This is a genomic window from Pseudarthrobacter oxydans (genome assembly GCF_034258515.1).
Classification (GTDB): domain Bacteria; phylum Actinomycetota; class Actinomycetes; order Actinomycetales; family Micrococcaceae; genus Arthrobacter.
This window is the reverse complement of record NZ_CP139438.1, coordinates 3,595,921-3,616,777: the sequence shown is the minus strand read 5'-3', so window position 1 is coordinate 3,616,777 and position 20,857 is coordinate 3,595,921. Positions and strand designations below refer to the sequence as shown.

Below are 20,857 nucleotides of genomic sequence, written 5' to 3'. Positions count from 1 at the left end.
ACTGGCGTGACGCGGACCACTACCGCCTTCGCCTCTGCAACGATGGAGAAATGGAGGGAGCTGCGCCATGCCGTCTGGATCCTTCAACGCCCGTGCCTACTCGTTCTTTGACACGCTCCTTTGGATCGCCTGCCTGAACCTGCTGTGGATCTTCTTTGCCCTGGCTGGCGCGGGCATCCTCGGTGCCGGTCCGGCCACCGCGGCCGCCCATATCGCAATACGAAAGCGGGTGCGGGGGAGTGAGGCTCCGCTGGCTCGGAGCTTTGCTTCCCACTACTTCAGCAACTTCGGCAGAGCCAATGCCATCGCCCTGCCCGTCATGGGTGTGGCGGTAGTCCTGGCCATGAACTGGAACTACTTTTCGCGCTCCGGCGATGTCATTTCGCAGCTCGTTGCGGCAGGAATCTTCGTGGTGGCCATCTTCCTGGCCGGGGCAGCGTGCTACCTCTTTCCCATGTATGCGCGGTATGAGCTGCCCCTGGCCCGGTACCTGCTCACGTCGTCCCGTTTTGCCTTCCGGCATCTGGCTGGAACCGTCATCCTGCTGTTCATCTCCGCTGCCGCGTTCTATGCGAGCAGCACGGTCCCCGGCCTGATCCCGTTCTTCAGCGTCGGCGCCTGGCTGTTCGTTACAGGCTGGCTGTGCGACAGGTTCTTCAGCGCCAATGACGAATCGGTCGCCACGGCGGAAGCGGCTGCCCCCGATGATGCCGTCCCGGTGGCCTCAGTGGCCTGACCCGTCGTACCCGCCAGGAAGTCCTGCGCCGGTGCTCCGGCCCTTGCCGCCGTCGGCCTCACCGCACTACTGAAACGTATCAAAACCTCTAGCCATGCTCGCCAACCAACCCCGAAGAAGTGGAAAAGGAACAACATGATTACCAGAAAACTCAGCCTGGCCGCCGCCGTCGTGACCGCCACGGCCCTGACACTGACAGCCTGCGGAGCCGGGGAAACCCAGTCCGCGGACCTGGCCGCCATCAACGTGATGGCCCCCTTCCTCGAGGCGCAGCCGCCCTCCGCGGACGGCGCCGTCCAAAAGAAGTTGGAGGAACTCACAGGGAAGGACGTCAATATCGCCTGGACGCCAAACGCCTCCTATGAAGACAAGATGAACATCACGCTGGCTTCGTCCGAGATTCCGCACGTCCTGGTGGTGCAGAGCAAGTCCCCAGGCTTCGTCAAGAACGCCGAAGCGGGTGCCTTCTGGGACCTCACGGATAAGCTCAAAGAGTACCCAAACCTGAAGTCCACTTCCCCGGCGGTGGAGCGGAACGCCAGCATCAATGGCAAGGTCTACGGCGTTTACCGCGCCCGCAACCCGATCCGCTCGGCTGTCATGTTCCGCCAGGACTGGCTGGACAAACTGGGCCTGCAAGCGCCCAAAACCACCGAGGACCTCTACAAGGTGGCCAAGGCCTTCACGGAACAGGACCCGGACGGCAACGGCCGGAACGATACCTGGGGCATCACCATCCCGAAGTGGGGCGCATTGGGGTCCAACAGCCCCTACGACATGATCGAAACCTGGTACGGCGCCGGCAACCGCTGGGCCGAACGTGACGGCAAGCTGGTCCCGAGCTTTGAGACCGAAGAGTTCATCGAAGCCAACCGCTTCGTCAAGAAGATGGTGGATGAGAAGCTCATCAACCCTGACTTTGCCACCTTCGACGGGACCAAGTGGAACGAGCCCTTCTTCAACGGCAAGGGCGGCATCATTATCGACGTCGACTCCCGTGTCAGCGTGCTGATCAACCTGTTCAAGCAGGCCAACCCCAACGACTTTGAAAACAAGGTCGGCTTTGTCGGCGGGCTCGAAGGCCCGGACGGTGAACTGCACACACATCCCACCGACGGTTACTCCGGCTTCCTGGCCATTCCCAAAACCAGCGTCCGGACCGAGGCCGAGCTGAAGACCGTGCTGGAGTTCCTGAACAAGATGAACTCCAAGGAAACCGCTGTCCTGCTGAACAACGGCATCGAGGGCGTGAACTTCACGGTGGAGGACGGCAAGGCCGCCACCATCAAACCCGAGACCCCTGAGGGCAAGGTGGTCAACACCGATATCAAGAGCTACGCCCAGCTGGGAATGAACGTCACGGGCAACAACTTCTACCCGGTCAAGCAGGCCTCGGGCTACGAACAGGAGGTCTTCGACAAGCGGGTCGAGGTCATGGCCGAGGACCTCAAGAGCGCGGTCTACAACCCGGCAGCAGCCTTCGTCTCACCCACGTATGTGGCCAAGGGCGCGCAGCTGGACAACATTGTGGCCGATGCCCGGATCAAGTACCTGGCCGGCCAGATTGATGAGCAGGGCCTGAAGGACGCCATCAAGCTGTGGAAGAGCAGCGGCGGCGACAAGGTCCAGGAAGAAATCAACAAGCTCTGGCAGGACAGCAAGTAAATGGCAGCCCCTGTCATTGACGCCCAGGCCGGGGAGCGGGCGCAGCCCGTCTCCGCTCCCCGGCCGCGGGGCAGGTTCTCCGTCCACTTCGCGCACTATAAGTGGCTGTACCTCCTGCTGCTGCCCGGCGTGCTCTATTTCGCCGTCTTCCGCTACGCCCCGATGTACGGGGTGTCGATCGCCTTCAAGGACTACGTCCCGTTCCTCGGGGTGAACGGCAGCCCGTGGGTGGGGTTCCAGCATTTCCAGGACTTCTTCGCCAACCCGGACTTCCCCCGGCTGCTGGGCAACACGCTGATCCTGGCGTTCCTGAACCTGGGTATCGCGTTCCCGCTGACCATCGTGCTGGCGCTGCTGCTGAACGAGGTCCGCCTCTCCATCCTCAAGCGCACCGTCCAGACCCTGGTCTACATCCCGCACTTTCTGTCGTGGACCATCGTGGCGTCGCTGAGTTTCCTGCTGTTCGCGCTGGACTTCGGCCCGCTGTTCCTGTTCCTGAACAACGTGATGGGCACGGACATCGACTTCCTGTCCGACCCTGCCTGGTTCCGGCCGCTGATCGTGCTCCAGGAGATCTGGAAGAACACCGGCTGGGGAACCATCATCTTCCTCGCCGCCCTGGCCACCGTGGACCAGGACCAGTACGAGGCCGCCATCATTGACGGCGCCGGACGGTTCCGCCGGGTATGGCACATCACCCTGCCCGGGATCCGCTCCACCATCATCGTGATGCTCATCCTCGCGATCGGGCAGATGCTCAACACCGGCTTCGAGCAGATCTACCTGATGACCAACGCCCTGAACCGCGATGTCGCTGACGTCTTCGACACCTACGTCTACTTCGTGGGCATCACCCAGGGCGCCTACTCCTATTCCACCGCGGTGGGACTGTTCAAATCCCTGGTGGGCATCGTGCTGATCTTCGGCACCAACGCCCTGGCCAAGCGGTTCAACCAGAGCGGACTGTTCTAATGAAGATTCACAACACCACCGGCGGCCGGATTTTCGACGCCGCCAACTACGTCTTCCTGGCCCTGATCGGCATCATCACCCTGCTGCCGTTCATCTATGTTTTCGCCGGTTCCTTCGCCACCGAAGCCGAGATCACCCGGCGGGCCTTCTTCGTCTGGCCCGAACAGTTTTCCCTGGGCTCCTACGAGTACATCTTCTCCACGCCCGCCTTCATCCGCGCCCTGGTCACCACTGTCCTGGTCACCGCCGTGGGCACCGGGGTCCAGCTGATCCTGACCGTCACCATGGCCTACCCGCTGGCCAAACGGAACCTCCGCGGCCGCAAGCTCATCCTGTCCCTGGTGGTCTTCGCCATGGTCTTCTCCGGCGGCATGATTCCCACTTTCCTGCTGGTCAAGGACCTCGGCCTGCTCAACAGCTACTGGGCCCTGATCCTGCCGGCCGCCATCAACCCGTTCAGCCTGATCATCGTCAAGAACTTCTTCCAGGAGCTTCCCGCCGAGCTCGAGGAATCCGCCAAGATGGACGGCGCCACCGAGGTCGGGATCCTCTGGCGCATCCTGCTGCCGCTGTCCAAACCGGTGCTGGCCACGTTCGCGCTGTTCTACGCGGTCGGCATCTGGAACGACTTCATGTCACCCCTGCTCTACCTCTCCGACAACTCCAAATGGACCCTGCAGATGTACCTGCGCCAGGTCACAGCCTCCTCCGACCTGCTCGGCACCGGAAACGTGGACCCCAACTACATCCCGCCGGAACAGGGCATCAAATTCGCGGTCATCGTGGTGGCAACCCTGCCCATCCTGGTCTTCTACCCGTTCCTGCAAAAACACTTCGCCAAAGGCATGCTCATCGGCTCCGTCAAGGGCTGATGGGGGAGCCGGACTACCAGAAAGCACAGCATGAAAATCCTGCTCGCCGGAGATTCCACGGTGGCCAACTGCCCCACGCATGAGTACCCCATGAGCGGCTGGGGAGCGCAGCTTGCGCCGCATGCCTACAGGCGGGCGGCCGTGCACAACTTCGCCAAGGGCGGGGCAAGCACGGAGTCCTTCCGGGAGGAGGGTCTGTGGGGCCGGCTGCTTTCGGAAGCAGCCGAGGGGGACCTGGTGCTGATCCAGTTCGGCCACAACGACCAGAAGAGGCAACACCTCGCGGCCCGCACCGGTTACGCGGCGAACCTGCGCACCATGGCCGGGGACGTGCGGAGCCGCGGGGCGCTTCCCGTCCTGTGCACCCCGGTGGAGCGGCGGCACTTCCTGGACGCGCCGCCGTCGGACGCTGCTGTGGAAGGGATCCTGGAGCCGAGCCTGGAGGACTACCCGGAGGTGGTCCGGGAAATCGGCCTGGAGCTGGGGCTGCCGGTGGTTGACCTGAACGCGTGGACGCGCGGGCTTTACCTTCGCCTGGGACCGGAGGACTCGGCGTCCCTCTTCTGCCACTTTGCGCCGGGCACGCACGCCTACTGGCCGGAAGGGCTGGCGGACAACACCCACTTTTCCCAGCCGGGAGCCGCCCTGGTGGCGGAGCATGTTGCCGCGGAGCTCCAGGAGCTGGGGCTGGTCCCGGACGGTGCGTTAAGTACGACGGCGGGACGCAGCTAAGTGGGCACGCCTGGCTTGGGAACGCCTGGCCCGGGGACGAAGGTGCTCTACAGCAACGCACTGACCGGGCCGGAGGATGTTGCAGACTGGGTGGCGGAAGGGCCGCTGAGCGTGGGCGGTCATGGCGGTGCGCTGGAACTTTCGGGTTCGCTGGACGACGCGGAATTCGGGGACCACGCGCACTGGACGTTCTGGTGCCCGGTGGAGTTCCCGGACGGAGTCCGGATCAGCTGGGAGTTCCTTCCGCTGGAGGAGCCGGGCCTGGCCATGCTCTTCTTCGCCGCCCGGGGGCACGGCGGGCGGGACCTGTTCTCACCCGGGCTCGCACCGCGGACGGGGTACTACCCGCAATACCATTCCGGGGACATCGATGCCCTGCACATCTCCTACTTCCGGCACAAATACGAGTCCGAGCGGGCCTTCCGCACCTGCAACCTGCGCAAGAGCGCCGGTTTTCAGCTGGTGGCTCAGGGTGCCGATCCGTTGCCGCCTGCCGGGGACGCGGTGGACTTCTACCGCCTGGAGGTGGAGAAGGACGGTCCACGCGTGGCTTTTTCCATCAACGGGTTGCCGCTGCTTGAGTGGCAGGATCCGTCCGGCAAGGTGCTTGGGGCCGGCTACCTGGGCTTCCGGCACATGGCCCCGCTCCGGGCGGCCTACCGCAACCTGGTGGTGGAGGAACTCTAGCTAGGGAGCGGGATCCGCCTTGTGTTTCGTCGGCCGGTAACCGGCGAGTTCGGCGCGGACGTCACCTTCCTCGTGCTGGCCCTTCTCCTTGCCGAACGGCAGGGCCTTCAGCAGCGGGTGCAGGACGGCCATCACGGCGAGGCCCCACACGAGTCCCAGGACGGCTGAGCACAGGGTGTTCACGAGCCAGGCCAGGAGGCCGCCAATGCCCGCGATTCCGGCGACCGGGGCCTCCAGGGCATGGACCAGGTCATACGGAAGGTGCCAGCCGAGGTCGTAGGCCCCCTGCAGCATGATGTGGCCGCCAACCCACAGCATGGCGACTGTCCCGATCAGGGTGATTGCAGCCAGCACGGCGGGCATCCCCTTGACCAGCAGCTCGCCGAAGCGTTGCGAGCCCGCAGATTCCTTGGCGGCCAGGTGCAGGCCAATGTCGTCCATCTTGACGATCAGTGCCACCGCACCGTACACGAGCACGGTGATGGCGAGGGCCACGACCACCAGGATGACAGCCCGGGCCCAGATGGATTCGGCCGCCACCTCGTTCATGGAGATGACCATGATCTCGCAGGACAGGATGAAGTCTGTGGTGATGGCGCCCTTGACCACCTTCGCCTCCGCCTCCGGACCCCGCTGGACCGCCGGCGCTTTTTCGTCCGAGTGGTCCCGGCGGAGCTTGTGCCAGACCTTCTCGGCACCCTCGAAGCACAGGTACGTGCCGCCCAGCATGAGGATGAACGGGATGGCCCACGGGAGGAAGGCGCTGATGAGCAGCAGGGCCGGGAGGATGATCAGCAGCTTGTTCCGGAGCGAGCCCCAGAAGATCCGCTTGATCATCGGCAGTTCGCGGGACGGGTCAGCCCCGGACACGTACTGCGGGGTTACAGCGGCGTCGTCGATGACCACACCGGCGGCCTTGGCTCCTGCCTTGGCGGCTCCGGCTGCGACGTCGTCAACCGACGCGGCGGCGATGCGGGCCAGGGCCGCGACGTCGTCCAGCAGGGCGACGAGGCCGCCGCTCACAGACCGCTCCCGCAGTGTTCGCGTTCCGTCGGCTGGGCTTGGCTGCCTGGGTGCAGGCGCGTGATCGGCATGCTGAGATTATACGGGGGGCGGGCAGCCGTACCGGCCCGGCTCCGCTGCGCACGGCCAGCATTCCTTCGACCTTTGTCCCCAGCCGCGGCCGGTCAGGCCCCGGCGACCGGGAGCACCATCAGGTAACCGGTGGGCAGTTCGCTGCTCCAGCGCCGCGGCTCGCGGACCACGAATTGCGTTGCCAGCTCCTCCGGGGTGAGCAGGCTGTTGGGCGCGGGCGACGGGCCCCACTGCCCGCTGCCGTGCGGGTGGAGCGGATCCTGGACCCGGACGCCGGTGACGGAGAAGTCCTGGAACCGGGCGGGATCGCCGATCGACTCGAAACCGCTCATCACCCATGCGTGGCGGCCGCGCCACATGACCAGCCCCACCGGCCGGCCCGTGGCGGCGATGGCGCGCGCCGCCGTCCGGAGCGCGGTCCCGTAGTCGGCGATGCTGACCACCGTGTACGGCCCCATGCCAACCTCCGTCAGCACCTGCGCCCACCCGAGGGGGTTGGCGCCGTTGAACGAGTTGGACGATCGGGCCCGGGCCATCTCCCAGAGTTCTCCCTGCTGGGTGGAATCCGCCCACGTGCCGCCGCCCGTGTCGTCGATGAGGTTGTGGGCCATCTGGATGCTCGCTGCCACACACCAGTCAAAGGTGTACTGCGGCACGAAGTCGCCCTCCTGGTAAAGGTTGAGGGCGAACGGCTGGGGTTCCGGCGGTGCCGCGGGTACCGGCGGCGGGGCGGGCGGAGCCGCTGACGCCGGTGGCGGGGCGGTCAGGGCGGCCGATGCCGGCGCCGGGGAGGCCGGGCTCGCTTGCCCGGTAACGGCGTCGTTGATGCCGACGGCGGGCGTGCAGGCCCCGAGGAAGGCTGCCAGGACGAGGAGCCAGGCCAAGAGACGGGGGCGGGCGCCGGTCATGCTTCAGTCTAGCGCCGCGCGGCGGGGCAGGCCCTGGCCCGAGGCCCGGTTCGCGCCCCGACGCCGGCCAGGAACCCGGACCCTCAGAAGGCGTACCGGATGCGGCAGTATGGTGCGATCCTCCCAACCAGGGCGGTCAGTTGCCGCACGTAGCCGGCCTTGGTTCCGGAGCGGTAGCGGACGTTGGTGAAGCCGTTGGATGAGACCTTTGCCTCTTGGAGGTCCGGGCGCCACAGCACGCTCTCGGCCTGCGGATGCCAGCCGAGGTTGACCTCGTGGAGCCGTTCATTGTGCGTCAGGAAGATGACTTCCGCCGCCAGCTGGGACTTCGCAGCGGCACTCAGCGTCGCGTCGAGTTGGCAGAGCAGCTCCTCCCAGTCGCCGAGCCAGGTGTCCGTAATGATGACCGGGGAAAAGTTCACATGCACCTCATAGCCGGCAGCGACGAAGTCGTTGATGGCCGCCATGCGTTCGCCCACCGGCGAGGTCCTGACGTCGATCGACTTCGCCAAAGCCGCGGGCATAAGGGAAAAGCGGATCCGGGTGTGGCCGCCGTGGTCCCAGCCCAGCATCGCCGGGTTGACGTACTTGGTGGCAAAGGACAGCTTGGCGGTAGGCAGGTCGCGGAAGAGCGTGACCAGATCTTCCACGTTGTCGCTGACAAGGGCGTCCACGGAGCAGTCGCTGTTCTCACCGATGTCGTAGACCCAGAACTCCGGATCGCACTGGTTGGGCTCAAGCTTGATGCCTTGGCGCGTAACGTGGCGCTCCAGTGACCCGCGATCTGGTCGATGTTCGCGAACACCGTGACGGGATTGCTGTACCCCTTGTGCCGGGGCACGTAGCAGTACGCGCACGCCATGGCGCAGCCGTTCGCGGTTGAGGGCGCAATGAAGTCTGCGGACCTGCCGTTCGGCTTGACGGTCAGCGCTTTCTTGACCCCGAGGACCAACGCCTCCGTTTTGATCCGGGACCAGCGCGGCACGTTCGTTTCATCACCGTGCACAGCCGGGATGTTCCAGTGGTTGTCGACAAGCACGACGTCGGCGTCCGGCCACCGTTCCACGATGTCCCTGCCCCGGGGCAGCTCCAGTGCGGCAGGCTGCGCGTAGATGCGGCGGATCTGCAGCAGCCGGTTGAAGTCCATGATGGCCATTCTTGCAAGTCGAGGGGATGGCCGCGGGCAGTTAAGCCCAGGGCCTCGCCAGGCTATGGTGTCCAGCGCCAGTTCCTCAACAGCCACGGCAAATCCATCCATGTCGAACCAGTCAACGGGCAATGCCTCCTGCGTTGGCACAAGGCCGGGCGCCGCCTCGGAGGCATACGGCAAGATAGGAAGATCATGGGAGTGCGCCTAGGGAGGGAGGCAGGTTATGGAGCCTGTAATTGTCGACGGCGGCAAGGGAACGGTGGAGCTCCGCTCCGACGGCATCATCCACCTGATCTGGGAACCCAGGGTCCGGATAGAACTGCAGGACGCACGGGCAGCCATGGCTGCCGTCAACCGGATAGCGGGGGACAGCACTTACCCGATGCTGGTGGACATGGCCACCACCGAGGACGTCACCAGGGCAGCCCGTGCTGTCTTTTCCATCCCGTGCGCTGCCAACCGGATCGCGCTGCTGGGAGCAAGCCCGGTAGACCGGATCATCGCAAACTTCTTCCTGGGCGTGCACATCCCGCCCTGCCCCACCCGTTTCTTCACCTCCCGGACAGAGTCCATGAAATGGCTGCAGGAAGGTGACTGACCGGGCGTTGCCTGCCAACCGGGCAATGCCTACTTAACCGGACGGTGCCATATCAGCCGCCGGCGGAAGTCCCCGTGCTCTGCCGGACCACCAGTTCCGGCGTGAAGACCACCGAACGGTGCGTGGGGTTCCGGGACCCCACTTCTTCGGCGAGAAGTTCGATTGCCGTGCGCCCCAGCGCCTCCGTGGGCTGCCGGATGGAGGACAGCGGAACCACGGCCGAGACGGCGAAGTCAATGTCGTCATAGCCAATCAGCGCAACGTCCTCGGGGATGCGGAACGTGTGGGTCATGGTTAGGGACTGCATGACCCCCAGCGCCAGGAGGTCGTTGGCGCAGAAGATGCCGTCCGGCAGCTTTTCCCGGCCCCGCTCCACCAGTGCGTTCCCCACGCTTCGCCCGGCCAGGACCGTCATGGCGTCCGATGCCAGAACCTCCAGCGACGCGTCGGGTTCTTCCTTGACGGCACGCTGCGCGCCCTGCAGGCGGTCCGCCACCTGCCGGATGGAGGTGGGGCCGCCCACAAAGGCCAGCCGACGGCGGCCGGTGTCCAGCAGGTGCCGCGCGGCAAGGTACCCCCCGGCGTCGTCGTCCACTGCTACGGAGCTGAACTTTGCCTCGTCAGCCAGCCGGTCCACCAGTACGGTGGGCACGCCGCGCTCGCGGAGGAGGTCAAGGCGCTCCGTCACGTCACCCACCGGCGAGATCAGCAGTCCCTGGACACGCTGTTCCTGGAAAAGATCGATGTAATTGGCCTCCCGGCCGGCGTCGTGGCCGCTGTCCCCAAGCAGCACCGCACTGCCGTGAAGGGCAGCGGCGTCCTCGGCCGCACGCACCACGGAGGTGAAGAACGGGTTGCCTACGTCCAGGACGATCAGGCCGATGGTGCGGCTGTGGCCGGCGCGCAATTGGCGGGCTGCGTCGTTACGGACGAACCCCAACTCATCGATCGCCTTGAGCACCCGGTCCTTGGTCCGCTGCGAGACCCTGTCAGGGTAATTCAGCACGTTGGAGACCGTGCCCACCGCCACGCTGGCATGGTTGGCGACGTCCTTGATACTGGCTGAGCGGTTCATGATTCTCCGTGCTGCTGCGCGATGTGCCAGGCGTCCGGGCCGCCCCATGGACGGCTTGTCCGGAATGCTTGACACCTACTCCAGTTCAAGAGTACTTTGAATCGTAACAATGAAACGATTCAAAGTTTCCGCGAGTTTAGGAGGGTCCAACATGAGGGTGTGTTTCCGCTCCTCGATACAGCCACCGCTGATTGACGCATACCGGCGGCGGCATGCGGCCGTGTGGCCGGAGATGCTGCGCGCCCTCAAGGCCGCGGGCTGGAACAACTACTCCCTGTTCCTGGCCGGGGACGGGCTCCTGGTTGGCTACGTGGAATGCGACGATTTCGATGCCGCCCGCGCCCGCATGGCCCTGACCGAGGTCAACGCCCGGTGGCAGGCGGAAATGGCAGCGCTTTTTGAAAACACTGGCCAGGCTCCCGATGAAGGGTTCCAGGTCCTGGAGGAAGTCTTCAACCTTGACAGCCAGCTGGCCGCGGCACAGGCCTCCACCTCCTAAAGCCGGCGGGCCGGCAAACAACAGGCTCCAGCAGCGGGGCGGCATCCAGCAGACCAACAGCATCACAAGACACCGGAAAGAACCATCATGAATGACGTAGCAACGGCGCTGGGCAGGCTCGGGGAGCTTGCCATCGAGGTCCCTTCGTGGGCTTATGGAAATTCGGGTACAAGGTTCAGGGTGTTCGGCACGCCCGGCACCCCGCGCACTGTGCAGGAGAAGCTGGCGGACGCCGCGAAGGTCCATGAACTGACCGGCCTGGCGCCCACGGTGGCGCTGCACATCCCGTGGGACAAGGTGGATGACTACTCGGCTTTGAAGGAGTACGCGGCCGGCCTGGGTGTTGGCCTGGGCACTATCAACTCCAACACGTTCCAGGATGATGAGTACAAGTTCGGTTCGCTGACCTCGTCCAATGAGTCCGTGCGCCGCCGGGCCATCGACCATCACCTGGACTGCATTGGGATCATGCACGCCACGGGTTCCAAGGACCTGAAGATCTGGCTGGCGGACGGCACCAACTACCCGGGCCAGGACGATATGCGTGGCCGCCAGGACCGCCTGGCCGAGTCCCTGCAGGAGATCTACGCGGCCCTCGGGGACGGGCAGCGCCTGGTGCTGGAGTACAAGTTCTTCGAGCCGGCTTTCTATCACACCGATGTTCCGGACTGGGGCACCTCTTACGCCCAGACCCTCGCGCTCGGGGAGAAGGCGTTTGTGTGCCTGGACACCGGCCACCACGCCCCGGGCACCAATATCGAGTTCATCGTGATGCAACTGCTGCGCCTGGGCAAGCTTGGCTCGTTCGACTTCAACTCCCGCTTCTACGCGGATGATGACCTGATCGTGGGCGCGGCGGACCCGTTCCAGCTGTTCCGCATTATGCATGAGGTGATCCGCGGCGGCGGGTTCGGCAAGGACTCTGGAGTTGCGCTGATGCTGGACCAGTGCCACAACCTGGAGGAGAAGATCCCGGGCCAGATCCGCTCGGTCCTGAACGTCCAGGAAATGACCGCCCGCGCCCTGCTCGTGGACACCGAGGCCCTGGCCGAGGCCCAGCGTGCCGGAGATGTGCTGGCCGCCAACGGCATCTTCAATGATGCGTTCTACACCGACGTCCGGCCGGTCCTGGCCGAGTGGCGTGAATCCCGCGGCCTGCCCGCGGACCCGCTGGCCGCGTTCAAGGCCAGCGGTTACCAGAAGAAGATCAACGAGGACCGCGTGGGCGGCCAGCAAGCCGGATGGGGCGCCTGAAAGGCATGAGCATGCAGAACACAGCCAAGACTGTTGAAGACCTGATTTCCCGTTCGAACCGCCTGGGTGCGGATAAGCGGAACACTAACTTTGCCGGGGGCAACACGTCGGCGAAGGGCACGGAGAAGGACCCGGTGACGGGTGAGGACGTCCAGCTGCTGTGGGTCAAGGGTTCCGGCGGGGACCTGGGTACTTTGAGGGCCGGGAACCTTGCGGTGCTGCGCCTTGACCGGCTGAACGCTTTGAAGAACGTGTACCCGGGCGTTGAGCGTGAAGACGAGATGGTGGCCGCGTTCGATTACTGCCTGCACGGCAAAGGCGGCGCGGCCCCCTCGATTGACACGGCGATGCACGGGCTGGTGGATGCGGCGCACGTGGACCATCTGCACCCGGACTCCGGGATTGCCATTGCGACGGCGGCAGAGGGTGAGGCGCTGACGGCGAAGATTTTCGGGAACAAGGTGGTGTGGGTGCCGTGGCGCCGTCCGGGATTCCAGCTGGGCCTGGACATCGCGGCGATCAAGGACGCGAACCCGCAGGCCATCGGCACCATCCTGGGCGGGCACGGCATCACCGCGTGGGGCGCCACCTCCGAAGAGGCGGAACAGAACTCGCTGTGGATCATCGACCAGGCCGAGAAGTACATCATGGAAAACGGCAAGGCCGAGCCGTTCGGTGCGAAGCTGCCCGGCTACGGCGCCCTGCCCGAGGCCGAGCGGCGCGCCAAAGCCGGGGCCCTGGCGCCGGTGATCCGCGGCCTGGCCTCCACGGACAAGCCGGTCCTGGGGCACTTCAGTGATGACGCCGTCGTGCTGGACTTCCTGGAAGCCGCCGGGCACCCGCGCCTGGGTGCGCTGGGCACGTCCTGCCCGGACCATTTCCTTCGGACCAAGGTCAAGCCGCTGATCCTGGACCTTCCGGCCGACGCCTCCATCGAGGATTCGATTGCCCGGCTGCAGGAGCTCCACGCCGGATACCGCGAGGACTACCAGGCCTACTACGACCGCCACGCGGATGCCGATTCGCCGGCGCTGCGCGGCGCCGACCCGGCCATCGTGCTGGTCCCCGGCGTGGGCATGTTCTCGTACGGCTCCAACAAGCAGACCGCCCGGGTGGCCGGCGAGTTCTACCTCAACGCGATCAATGTGATGCGAGGCGCCGAGGCCATCTCCAGCTACGCCCCGATCGAGGAATCCGAGAAGTTCCGGATCGAATACTGGGCGCTGGAGGAAGCCAAGCTGGCACGGATGCCCAAGCCCAAGTCCCACGCCACCCGGATCGCCCTGGTCACCGGCGCGGCGTCCGGGATCGGCAAGGCCATCGCCACCCGCCTCGCCGCCGAAGGCGCCTGCGTGGTCATCGCGGACCTCAACCTCGAGAACGCGCAGAAGGTGGCCGAAGAGCTCGGCGGGCCCGATGTCGCCGTCGGCGTCCAGGCCGACGTCACGGACGAGGCCCAGGTCGCCGCTGCCATCGACGCCGCGGTGCTGGCGTTCGGCGGGCTGGACCTGGTGGTCAACAACGCCGGCCTGTCCATCTCCAAGCCGCTGCTGGACACCACCGAAAAGGACTGGGACCTGCAGCACAACGTGATGGCCAAGGGCTCCTTCCTGGTGGCCAAGGCCGCGGCCAAGGTCATGATCGCCCAGGGCCTTGGCGGGGACATCATCTACATCTCCTCCAAGAACTCCGTGTTCGCCGGCCCGAACAACATCGCCTACTCCGCCACCAAGGCCGACCAGGCCCACCAGGTCCGCCTCCTCGCCGCGGAACTGGGCGAGCACGGCATCCGCGTCAACGGCATCAACCCCGACGGCGTGGTCCGCGGCTCCGGGATCTTCGCCGGCGGCTGGGGCGCCAAACGCGCCGCCGTTTACGGCGTGGACGAGACGGAACTGGGCAAGTACTACGCCCAGCGCACCCTGCTCAAACGCGAAGTCCTCCCCGAACACGTCGCCAACGCCGCCGCCGTCCTCACCGGCAGCGAACTGTCCCACACCACCGGCCTGCACATCCCCGTGGACGCCGGAGTGGCCGCAGCCTTCCTCCGATGAACACGCCTGTGTTTGCCGCCGTCGATATTGGCGCTTCCTCCGGCCGGGTCATCCTGGGCCGGATCGCAGGAAGCGGCGTGGAGCTGGAGGTGGTCCACCGTTTCTCCAACGGCGTGGTGGAGATCGACGGCGGCCTCCGCTGGGACTTCGACGCCCTCTTCGCGGAGGTGCTGAAGGGCCTGACGGCCGCGGCCACGGTTGCCGCCGTGCAGGGCGAGCGGATCCTCAGCATCGGCATCGACACCTGGGCTGTGGACTACGGCCTGGTCAACGCCGCGGGCGAGCTGACGGCTCCGCCGTTCAGCTACCGCGACGACCGCAGCCGCGCCGCCGTCGAACCCGTGCACCGGAAACTGGACCCCGCCCGCCTCTACGCCACCACCGGGCTGCAGTTCCTGCAGTTCAACACGATCTACCAGCTGGCCAGCGAACCGGACCTGGACGGGCTGCAGGCCCTGCTGATCCCGGACCTCATCGCGTTCCTGCTCACCGGGCAGCGGCGGACCGAGGCCACCAACGCCTCCACCACCGGCCTGTTCGATGCCGTGGCGGGGGAGTGGGCCACCGAGTTCTTCACCGCCCTGGGCCTGCGGAAGGACCTGTTCCCGCCGCTGATCCAGCCCGGTGAAGCGATAGGCACCCTGCTGCCGGAGATCGCCGCCCGGTCGGGACTGCCGCGGGATACAAAGGTGGTGGCGGTCGGCTCGCACGACACCGCATCCGCCGTCGCCGCAGTCCCCGCCAAAGCGGAAGACGGCGAGGAAAACTTCGCGTACATCTCCTCGGGAACCTGGTCCCTGGTGGGGCTGGAACTGAAACACCCCGTCCTCACCGAAGCCAGCCGCGCGGCGAACTTCACCAACGAACGGGGCGTGGACGGCACCATCCGGTACCTCCGGAACATGGGCGGGCTCTGGCTGCTCAGCGAATGCCAGCGGACCTGGGCACAGGAAGGGGTCCGTCCCGAACTGACGGCGCTGCTCACCGCGGCGGCCGCGCTGCCGGCCGGCGGGCCGCAGATCAACCCGGACGACCCCTACTTCATCGCCCCGGACCACATGCCCGAACGCATCCGGGGTGCCGTTCGCCGCACCGGAGAGGTGCTGCCCAACGATCCAGCAGCCATCACACGGTGCATCATGGACAGCCTCGCGGCCGGCTACGCCCGCACCATCCGCGACGCCGAACGCGTCGCCGACCGGATCGTCGACGTGGTGCACATCGTGGGCGGCGGTTCCCAGAACAGGCTGCTGTGCCAGCTCACGGCAGACGCCACGGGCAGGAAAGTGGTGGCAGGACCCGTGGAAGCCACCGCACTGGGCAATGTGCTGGTGCAGGCACGGGCGGCCGGTGCCGTCTGCGGCGGGCTGGCTGAGCTCCGCGCCCTGGTGGTGCAGGGCCATGACCTGCAGGCGTTCGCGCCGGAACTCTCGCGGCTGTAGCCTGACCGCACTGCGACACGTCAACACAGGACAGGATTCGATAACCATGCCGCTCTTCGATCTCCCGCTCGCCCAGCTCCGTACCTACACCTCGGACGTGACGCCGCCGGAGGACCTGCGCGAATTCTGGGACGCAACCATCGCGGAAGCACGGGAGTTCCCCCTGGACCCCGGCTTTGAACCCGTGGAGAACTACCTTTCCGTCATCGACACCTTCGACGTGACCTTTGCCGGCTATGACGGTGCTCCGGTCAAGGGGTGGCTGCACCTCCCTGCGCACCGGGAACCCGATGCGGCGCTGCCCGTGGTGGTCCAGTACGCCGGATATTCCGGCGGCCGCGGGCTGGTCAACCAGGACACCCGGTGGGCGCAGGCCGGATACGCGCACTTCATCATGGACACCCGGGGCCAGGGCTACGGCGGCACCCTGGGGGAGACGCCGGACCCGCACCCTTCCGCCGGGGACGTGGCCCACGCCGGCCTTATGACCCGCGGCATTGCCAACCGGGACGGTTATTACTACCGCCGGGTCTACGTGGACGCCTTCCGGGCCGTGGAAGCTGCCCGGTCCCACCCCGCCGTCGACCCGTCCCGCGTGGTGCTGGCCGGCGTCAGCCAGGGCGGCGGCATCGTTGTGGCCGTCGCCGGGCTGGTGGCCGGAAGGCTCGACGGCGTCATCGCCGCCCTGCCCGACGTCCCCTTCCTGCAGGACTTCCCCCGCGCCATCGACATCACCCCGCGCGGGCCGTACCCGGAGATAGCGCAGTTCCTGGCCCGGCACCGGGACCGGTACGCTGCCGCCCTCGCGGTGCTGCGCTATTTCGACGGCGTCAACCTGGCACGCTGGGCAACCGCGCCGGCGCTGTATTCGGCGGCGCAGATGGATGACATCTGCCCGCCCTCCACTGTTTTTGCCAGTTTCAACGCGTACGGATGCGGGACGCCCGGCGTTCCGGCCACCGGTGCTGCGAAAGAGATCGAGGTGTACCGGTTCAACAACCACGAGGGCGGCCAGGAGCACCACTGGATCAGGCAGCTGCTGTTCCTGCGGAAGCTGCTGGGGTAGGCCGCCCGTCCCGCGATGCGGCGTAACACTTTGCGGGGGGCAACAGGTTGCGGTTATGGTTCAAGGCATGACAAACCGTTGGTATGCGTATTTTTCGTTGGCTCTGGAGGGGCCCGCGTCTAACTGACACGCATCCAACTTTCCTTCAGAGCCAACAGGGCAGAGATTATTCTCTGCCCTTCGCCGTTTCTCCGGCGGGTTCTGATCCGGGCCCGCTTCCCATCTGGAACAGGACCCGAACATGAGCACCGCAACAGCAGAAGCATCCGCCACAGCCCAGACCGCCGCCGGCGCCGAAGCCGCAAAATCGACGTCCAACCTGCGTGTCAGCGAATTCACCGCGCTGCCCACGCCCCAGGAAGTCATCGCGGAACTGCCGCTGGACGCACGGGCGGCGGACGTCGTCGAACGCGGACGCGACGAAGTCCGCGCCATCATGGACGGTGTGGACGACCGCCTGCTGGTGATCGTGGGACCCTGCTCCATCCATGATCCGAAGGCGGGACTGGAGTACGCGCGGCGGCTGGTCAGCCAGGCCGAGAAGCACCGGGAAGACCTGCTCATCGTCATGCGGACCTACTTCGAGAAGCCCCGCACCACGGTGGGCTGGAAGGGCCTGATCAACGACCCGCGGCTGGACGGCAGCCACGACATGGTCACCGGCCTGCGGACCGCGCGGCGCTTCCTGCAGCAGGTCACCGCGCTGGGGCTGCCCACGGCCACGGAATTCCTCGAGCCGATCAGCCCGCAGTACATGGCGGATTTGATTTCCTGGGGCGCCATCGGGGCCCGCACCACCGAAAGCCAGATCCACCGGCAGCTTGCCTCGGGCCTGTCCATGCCCATCGGCTTCAAGAACGGGACCGACGGCGACCTCCAGGTAGCCATCGACGCCTGCGGCGCGGCGGCGGCCGCCCAGGCCTTCCTCGGCATTGATGGCGACGGCCGGGCCGCGCTGGTGTCCACCGCCGGAAACCCGGACGCCCATGTCATCCTCCGCGGCGGGCGCAAGGGACCGAACTACTCTGCCGCCGACGTGGAGGCTGCCTCGGCAAAGCTGGCAGGCAAGCAGTTGAACCCCCGCCTCATCGTCGACGCCAGCCACGCCAACAGCGGCAAGAGCCACCACCGCCAGGCCGAAGTGGCCATGGAGATCGGCGCCCAGCTGGAAGACGGCGGCACTTCGGCCCAGGCGATTGCCGGTGTCATGCTGGAAAGCTTCCTGGTGGGCGGCGCACAGAACCTCGATGTTGCCGGGCACGCCGCGGGACGACCGGAGCTGGTGTACGGGCAGAGCGTCACGGACGCCTGCATGGAGTGGGATGTTTCGGTCTCTGTCCTGGACCAGCTGGCCGCCTCCGCCCGCAAGCGGAGGGAGTCGGCTCTCACTAAATAGGGGATGAAATAGGGGACCGTACTACTTTCACTTCTGCCACAGGAACATCTAGAGTATCTAGATAGGTGGTTGGTGGATGGCTCAGCATCGGAACACCGCATTGGCATGAACATGGGGTCACTGTTGTCCATCCGTCAGCAAAGGAATATGGGAAATGTCGCCAGAACAGAACTTCTCAAACGCGAAGTTCCTCACCGTGGCTGAAGTCGCCCAGGTTATGCGGGTCTCCAAGATGACCGTGTACCGGCTGGTCCACTCCGGCGAAATGCCGGCAGTGCGCTTCGGACGCTCCTACCGCGTCCCGGAGCAGGCGGTGGAGCAGTACCTCAAAGGTGCTGTGGTGGACGGCCACACCGAGACCGCCTGACAAGCTTGTCCATAGCCGCCTCCCGGAAGCGGTACCCTGTTAAGGAACGTTTTACGTCATTGTAAGAATCTGTCAGTTGTTCAGTTCGTAGCTCTGTCCACGAACCTTTTCCATCAGACAGGTACTGCATCTAGTTTGTGAGGAACTTTCGTGGGTTCAGTTATTAAGAAGCGTCGCAAGCGTATGGCCAAGAAGAAGCACCGCAAGTTGCTTCGCAAGACCCGTCACCAGCGCCGCAACAAGAAGTAGCAATACTTCGAACTGCGTGGAAATGCCCGCCGCCTTCCGAGGTGGCGGGCATTTCTGTTGGCGCTGCCTAGACGCGGGGGCCCCGGATGCGGGCGAACCCCTTCCAGAGACCGTAGACGGCGCCGCAGGCCGTTGCCGCTTTGAGCCCGAGCGTGGCTGCGCGGCGGCCTGCGCGGAAGTCGTAGACGGGCCAATTGTTGTCCCGGGCGTGCCGGCGCAGACGGGCGTCCGGGTTTATGGCCACGGGGTGGCCCACCAGGGTCAGCAGGGGGATGTCGTTGTAGGAGTCGCTGTAGGCCCAGCAGCGCATCAGGTCCAGCTCTTCGGCGTCGGCAATGGCCCGGACGGCAACGGCCTTGGCGGAGCCGTGCAGGATGTCCCCCACCAGCCGGCCCGTGTACATGCCGTCATGTATTTCGCCCACCGTTCCCAGGGCTCCGGTCAGTCCCAGCCGGGTGGAAATCACGGTGGCCACTTCGATGGGTGTGGCGGTCACCAGCCACACCCGGCGGCCAACCCGCAGGTGCTGCTCCGCCAAGGCCTTGGCGCCGGGCCAGATCCTCGAGGCGATCATCTCGTCGTAGACCTCTTCGCCCAAGGCTTTTACGTCGTCGACCGTGATCCCCGCGGCGAGGGTCAGGGCGGAGTCGCGCACCGCATGGACGTCGTCGATGTTCTCGCCGCGGGCCACGAACTTGAACTGCTTCCAGGCAAAGCCGGCAGCCTGGGTCATGGTGAAGGCGCCGCGCTGGTGCATCTTCCGTGCAACGTGGAAGAGGCTGGCGCCGCGCATCAGGGTGTTGTCCACATCGAAGAACGCCGCCTCGCCGGGCTGCGGCGCAGCAACCGGCTTGGTGACTACGGCGACGTATTTCTCAACGGGCATGCAGTTGAGTCTAGTCAATCCACTCTTCATCCCACTGCGGTGTCACGCCGGACGTCGCCGCGCCCGGGCAACGGGGATACCGTTAAGGCATGGCCTCACCGCGCGTCCTCCTCATCACCAAAGCAGACTGCCACCTTTGCGAAGACGCGCGCGACGCCGTCGGGCGGGTTACCGCATCGCTGGGACTTGAGTGGGACGAGGAGTTGGTGGACCACCAGCCGGAACTCCGTGAACGCTATGCGGAAGAAATCCCCGTGGTGCTGGTGGACGGGGTGCAGCGCGATTTCTGGAAGATCGACGAAGCCCGCCTTGAACGCGTGCTCCGGCAGGCAATGGCGCAGTAGGGAGCAGCACCTTGTGATGATGCGGACATCGGCGTCACCTGCTTTGTTGGCAATGCTGATGGGGCTCTAGAGTGGTGTCACGACGCAATGCGAGGGAGGAGCTGGTGGCTTCGCTGGATTCAACTCCCCAGGCTGTCCCGGACCTGCCGGGAGCCACGGGCACGGCGGGTAAACAGATTCCGCCCGCTGCCGTGGCACGGCTGACCCTCTACCTGCGCGCCCTCAACACCCTGCTCTCCGAGGGGGTGGAGCGGGTCTCCTCAGAATCCCTCGCCGAGGCCTCGGGCGTCAGCTCCGCAACCCTGCGCAAAGACCTCTCCCACGTTGGTTCGTATGGAACCCGCGGTGTGGGCTACGAGGTGCAGTACTTGAGCCGGCACATCGCGGCCGCCCTGGGACTTACGCACGACTGGAAAGTGGCGATCGTGGGTGCCGGCAACCTGGGCAAGGCCCTGGCCCGGTACGGCGGCTTTGAATCCCGCGGCTTCGACGTAGTTGCCATTTTTGACGCGGACCAGATGGTGGTGGGCAACGAAGTGGGCTGGCTGCGGGTCAGCGACGTGGCCGACCTGGAAGCGGTGTTGCACCGGACCGGGGCCAACATGGTGGTGCTGGCACTGCCGGCCGCCGTGGCCCAGGATGTTTGCGACCGCGTGGTGGCGGCCGGCGTCCGCAGCGTCCTGAGTTTCGCCCCCGTGATGCTCCAGGTGCCGGAGGGGGTCAACCTCCGCAAGGTGGACATGGCAACGGAGCTGCAGATCCTGGCCTACCACGCACAGCGGGCGCAGGCCCCGGGCCAGACCGCCTAGG

General features: G+C 65.8%; 21 protein-coding genes and 1 pseudogene. 17 read left to right on the top strand and 5 right to left on the bottom strand.

The window, feature by feature from the left end:
* Positions 1-67: 67 nt before the first annotated feature.
* From SMD14_RS16540 to SMD14_RS16515, 6 genes are all read left to right on the top strand, one after another.
* Positions 68-736 carry a DUF624 domain-containing protein gene (locus SMD14_RS16540; RefSeq protein ID WP_321214353.1) on the top strand — a complete coding sequence of 223 codons (669 nt, stop codon included), beginning with the start codon at positions 68-70 and terminating at the stop codon, positions 734-736.
* 135 nt (positions 737-871) lie between these two features.
* Positions 872-2,401 (top strand): extracellular solute-binding protein, encoded by a 1,530-nt coding sequence (locus SMD14_RS16535; protein WP_321214352.1) that lies wholly within the window; start codon positions 872-874, stop codon positions 2,399-2,401.
* Positions 2,402-3,373, top strand: coding sequence for a sugar ABC transporter permease (locus tag SMD14_RS16530; protein WP_157241212.1), 972 nt, complete (start codon positions 2,402-2,404; stop codon positions 3,371-3,373).
* Positions 3,373-4,245 carry a carbohydrate ABC transporter permease gene (locus SMD14_RS16525; protein ID WP_321214351.1) on the top strand — a complete coding sequence of 291 codons (873 nt, stop codon included), beginning with the start codon at positions 3,373-3,375 and terminating at the stop codon, positions 4,243-4,245. Before SMD14_RS16530 ends, SMD14_RS16525 begins: the two co-directional genes overlap by 1 nt.
* A gap of 30 nt (positions 4,246-4,275) precedes the next feature.
* The gene (locus SMD14_RS16520; protein ID WP_157241216.1) at positions 4,276-4,977 is read left to right on the top strand and encodes a rhamnogalacturonan acetylesterase; all 702 of its coding nucleotides are present in this window, start codon (positions 4,276-4,278) and stop codon (positions 4,975-4,977) included.
* A 42-nt stretch (positions 4,978-5,019) separates the two neighbouring features.
* Positions 5,020-5,664, top strand: coding sequence for a DUF1961 family protein (locus tag SMD14_RS16515; protein WP_321214350.1), 645 nt, complete (start codon positions 5,020-5,022; stop codon positions 5,662-5,664).
* On the opposite strand, the gene SMD14_RS16510 is transcribed toward SMD14_RS16515, so the two are convergent.
* The 3 genes and pseudogenes from SMD14_RS16510 to SMD14_RS16500 form a co-directional block, all read right to left on the bottom strand.
* On the bottom strand, positions 5,665-6,687 hold the full coding sequence (locus SMD14_RS16510; protein ID WP_321214349.1) for a DUF808 domain-containing protein: 1,023 nt from the start codon (positions 6,685-6,687) through the stop codon (positions 5,665-5,667).
* 164 nt (positions 6,688-6,851) lie between these two features.
* Positions 6,852-7,667: a hypothetical protein gene (locus SMD14_RS16505; RefSeq protein WP_157241220.1), complete on the bottom strand. Its 816-nt coding sequence runs from the start codon at positions 7,665-7,667 to the stop codon at positions 6,852-6,854.
* Positions 7,668-7,750: 83 nt separating this feature from the next.
* A pseudogene (locus SMD14_RS16500) lies at positions 7,751-8,814 on the bottom strand (spore photoproduct lyase family protein).
* A gap of 226 nt (positions 8,815-9,040) precedes the next feature.
* Between SMD14_RS16500 and SMD14_RS16495 the strand changes: the two are divergent.
* Positions 9,041-9,415: an STAS/SEC14 domain-containing protein gene (locus SMD14_RS16495; protein ID WP_321214348.1), complete on the top strand. Its 375-nt coding sequence runs from the start codon at positions 9,041-9,043 to the stop codon at positions 9,413-9,415.
* A 52-nt stretch (positions 9,416-9,467) separates the two neighbouring features.
* Here the strand turns inward: SMD14_RS16495 and SMD14_RS16490 are convergent, their stop codons facing one another.
* Positions 9,468-10,490 carry a LacI family DNA-binding transcriptional regulator gene (locus SMD14_RS16490; RefSeq protein ID WP_321214347.1) on the bottom strand — a complete coding sequence of 341 codons (1,023 nt, stop codon included), beginning with the start codon at positions 10,488-10,490 and terminating at the stop codon, positions 9,468-9,470.
* Positions 10,491-10,641: 151 nt separating this feature from the next.
* Between SMD14_RS16490 and SMD14_RS16485 the strand changes: the two genes are divergently transcribed.
* The 8 genes from SMD14_RS16485 to SMD14_RS16450 all read left to right on the top strand — a co-directional run bounded on the left by SMD14_RS16485 (position 10,642) and on the right by SMD14_RS16450 (position 18,817).
* The gene (locus tag SMD14_RS16485; RefSeq protein WP_321214346.1) at positions 10,642-10,989 is read left to right on the top strand and encodes an L-rhamnose mutarotase; all 348 of its coding nucleotides are present in this window, start codon (positions 10,642-10,644) and stop codon (positions 10,987-10,989) included.
* A gap of 87 nt (positions 10,990-11,076) precedes the next feature.
* Positions 11,077-12,243, top strand: coding sequence for an L-rhamnose isomerase (gene rhaI, locus SMD14_RS16480; protein ID WP_321214345.1), 1,167 nt, complete (start codon positions 11,077-11,079; stop codon positions 12,241-12,243).
* A gap of 11 nt (positions 12,244-12,254) precedes the next feature.
* The gene (locus SMD14_RS16475; RefSeq protein ID WP_321214344.1) at positions 12,255-14,297 is read left to right on the top strand and encodes a bifunctional aldolase/short-chain dehydrogenase; all 2,043 of its coding nucleotides are present in this window, start codon (positions 12,255-12,257) and stop codon (positions 14,295-14,297) included.
* Positions 14,294-15,739, top strand: coding sequence for a rhamnulokinase family protein (locus tag SMD14_RS16470; RefSeq protein WP_157241230.1), 1,446 nt, complete (start codon positions 14,294-14,296; stop codon positions 15,737-15,739). Before SMD14_RS16475 ends, SMD14_RS16470 begins: the two co-directional genes overlap by 4 nt.
* Before the next feature lie 46 nt (positions 15,740-15,785).
* Positions 15,786-16,805, top strand: coding sequence for an acetylxylan esterase (locus SMD14_RS16465; protein WP_321214343.1), 1,020 nt, complete (start codon positions 15,786-15,788; stop codon positions 16,803-16,805).
* A 241-nt stretch (positions 16,806-17,046) separates the two neighbouring features.
* On the top strand, positions 17,047-18,201 hold the full coding sequence (locus SMD14_RS16460; RefSeq protein ID WP_321214342.1) for a 3-deoxy-7-phosphoheptulonate synthase: 1,155 nt from the start codon (positions 17,047-17,049) through the stop codon (positions 18,199-18,201).
* Between the two features lie 154 nt (positions 18,202-18,355).
* Positions 18,356-18,568, top strand: a complete 213-nt coding sequence (locus SMD14_RS16455) for a helix-turn-helix domain-containing protein (protein WP_104998964.1) — start codon at positions 18,356-18,358, stop codon at positions 18,566-18,568.
* A gap of 150 nt (positions 18,569-18,718) precedes the next feature.
* Positions 18,719-18,817 carry a 30S ribosomal protein bS22 gene (locus SMD14_RS16450; protein WP_003792170.1) on the top strand — a complete coding sequence of 33 codons (99 nt, stop codon included), beginning with the start codon at positions 18,719-18,721 and terminating at the stop codon, positions 18,815-18,817.
* A gap of 67 nt (positions 18,818-18,884) precedes the next feature.
* On the opposite strand, the gene SMD14_RS16445 is transcribed toward SMD14_RS16450, so the two are convergent.
* Entirely contained in the window at positions 18,885-19,703 is an 819-nt protein-coding gene (locus tag SMD14_RS16445; protein ID WP_157241235.1) for an HAD family phosphatase, read from the bottom strand.
* A gap of 89 nt (positions 19,704-19,792) precedes the next feature.
* Here SMD14_RS16445 and SMD14_RS16440 point away from each other — a divergent pair, with 89 nt between their 5' ends.
* Together SMD14_RS16440 and SMD14_RS16435 are read left to right on the top strand one after the other, a co-directional pair.
* A complete protein-coding gene (locus SMD14_RS16440) occupies positions 19,793-20,047 on the top strand; it encodes a glutaredoxin family protein (RefSeq protein WP_157241237.1) in 255 nt (84 codons plus the stop codon).
* Positions 20,048-20,151: 104 nt separating this feature from the next.
* Entirely contained in the window at positions 20,152-20,856 is a 705-nt protein-coding gene (locus tag SMD14_RS16435; RefSeq protein WP_321214341.1) for a redox-sensing transcriptional repressor Rex, read from the top strand.
* Position 20,857 lies beyond the last annotated feature (1 nt).

What these genes read in the sequence shown, in the direction of transcription:
- SMD14_RS16505 (WP_157241220.1), bottom strand. Translation starts at nt 7,667, where the DNA reads ATGACCGGCGCCCGCCCCCGTCTCTTGGCCTGGCTCCTCGTCCTGGCA.
- SMD14_RS16440 (WP_157241237.1), top strand. Translation starts at nt 19,793, where the DNA reads ATGGCCTCACCGCGCGTCCTCCTCATCACCAAAGCAGACTGCCACCTT.
- SMD14_RS16460 (WP_321214342.1), top strand. Translation starts at nt 17,047, where the DNA reads ATGAGCACCGCAACAGCAGAAGCATCCGCCACAGCCCAGACCGCCGCC.
- SMD14_RS16445 (WP_157241235.1), bottom strand. Translation starts at nt 19,703, where the DNA reads ATGCCCGTTGAGAAATACGTCGCCGTAGTCACCAAGCCGGTTGCTGCG.
- SMD14_RS16490 (WP_321214347.1), bottom strand. Translation starts at nt 10,490, where the DNA reads ATGAACCGCTCAGCCAGTATCAAGGACGTCGCCAACCATGCCAGCGTG.
- SMD14_RS16485 (WP_321214346.1), top strand. Translation starts at nt 10,642, where the DNA reads ATGAGGGTGTGTTTCCGCTCCTCGATACAGCCACCGCTGATTGACGCA.
- SMD14_RS16530 (WP_157241212.1), top strand. Translation starts at nt 2,402, where the DNA reads ATGGCAGCCCCTGTCATTGACGCCCAGGCCGGGGAGCGGGCGCAGCCC.
- SMD14_RS16540 (WP_321214353.1), top strand. Translation starts at nt 68, where the DNA reads ATGCCGTCTGGATCCTTCAACGCCCGTGCCTACTCGTTCTTTGACACG.
- SMD14_RS16535 (WP_321214352.1), top strand. Translation starts at nt 872, where the DNA reads ATGATTACCAGAAAACTCAGCCTGGCCGCCGCCGTCGTGACCGCCACG.
- rhaI (WP_321214345.1), top strand. Translation starts at nt 11,077, where the DNA reads ATGAATGACGTAGCAACGGCGCTGGGCAGGCTCGGGGAGCTTGCCATC.
- SMD14_RS16475 (WP_321214344.1), top strand. Translation starts at nt 12,255, where the DNA reads ATGCAGAACACAGCCAAGACTGTTGAAGACCTGATTTCCCGTTCGAAC.
- SMD14_RS16465 (WP_321214343.1), top strand. Translation starts at nt 15,786, where the DNA reads ATGCCGCTCTTCGATCTCCCGCTCGCCCAGCTCCGTACCTACACCTCG.
- SMD14_RS16455 (WP_104998964.1), top strand. Translation starts at nt 18,356, where the DNA reads ATGTCGCCAGAACAGAACTTCTCAAACGCGAAGTTCCTCACCGTGGCT.
- SMD14_RS16520 (WP_157241216.1), top strand. Translation starts at nt 4,276, where the DNA reads ATGAAAATCCTGCTCGCCGGAGATTCCACGGTGGCCAACTGCCCCACG.
- SMD14_RS16495 (WP_321214348.1), top strand. Translation starts at nt 9,041, where the DNA reads ATGGAGCCTGTAATTGTCGACGGCGGCAAGGGAACGGTGGAGCTCCGC.
- SMD14_RS16470 (WP_157241230.1), top strand. Translation starts at nt 14,294, where the DNA reads ATGAACACGCCTGTGTTTGCCGCCGTCGATATTGGCGCTTCCTCCGGC.
- SMD14_RS16525 (WP_321214351.1), top strand. Translation starts at nt 3,373, where the DNA reads ATGAAGATTCACAACACCACCGGCGGCCGGATTTTCGACGCCGCCAAC.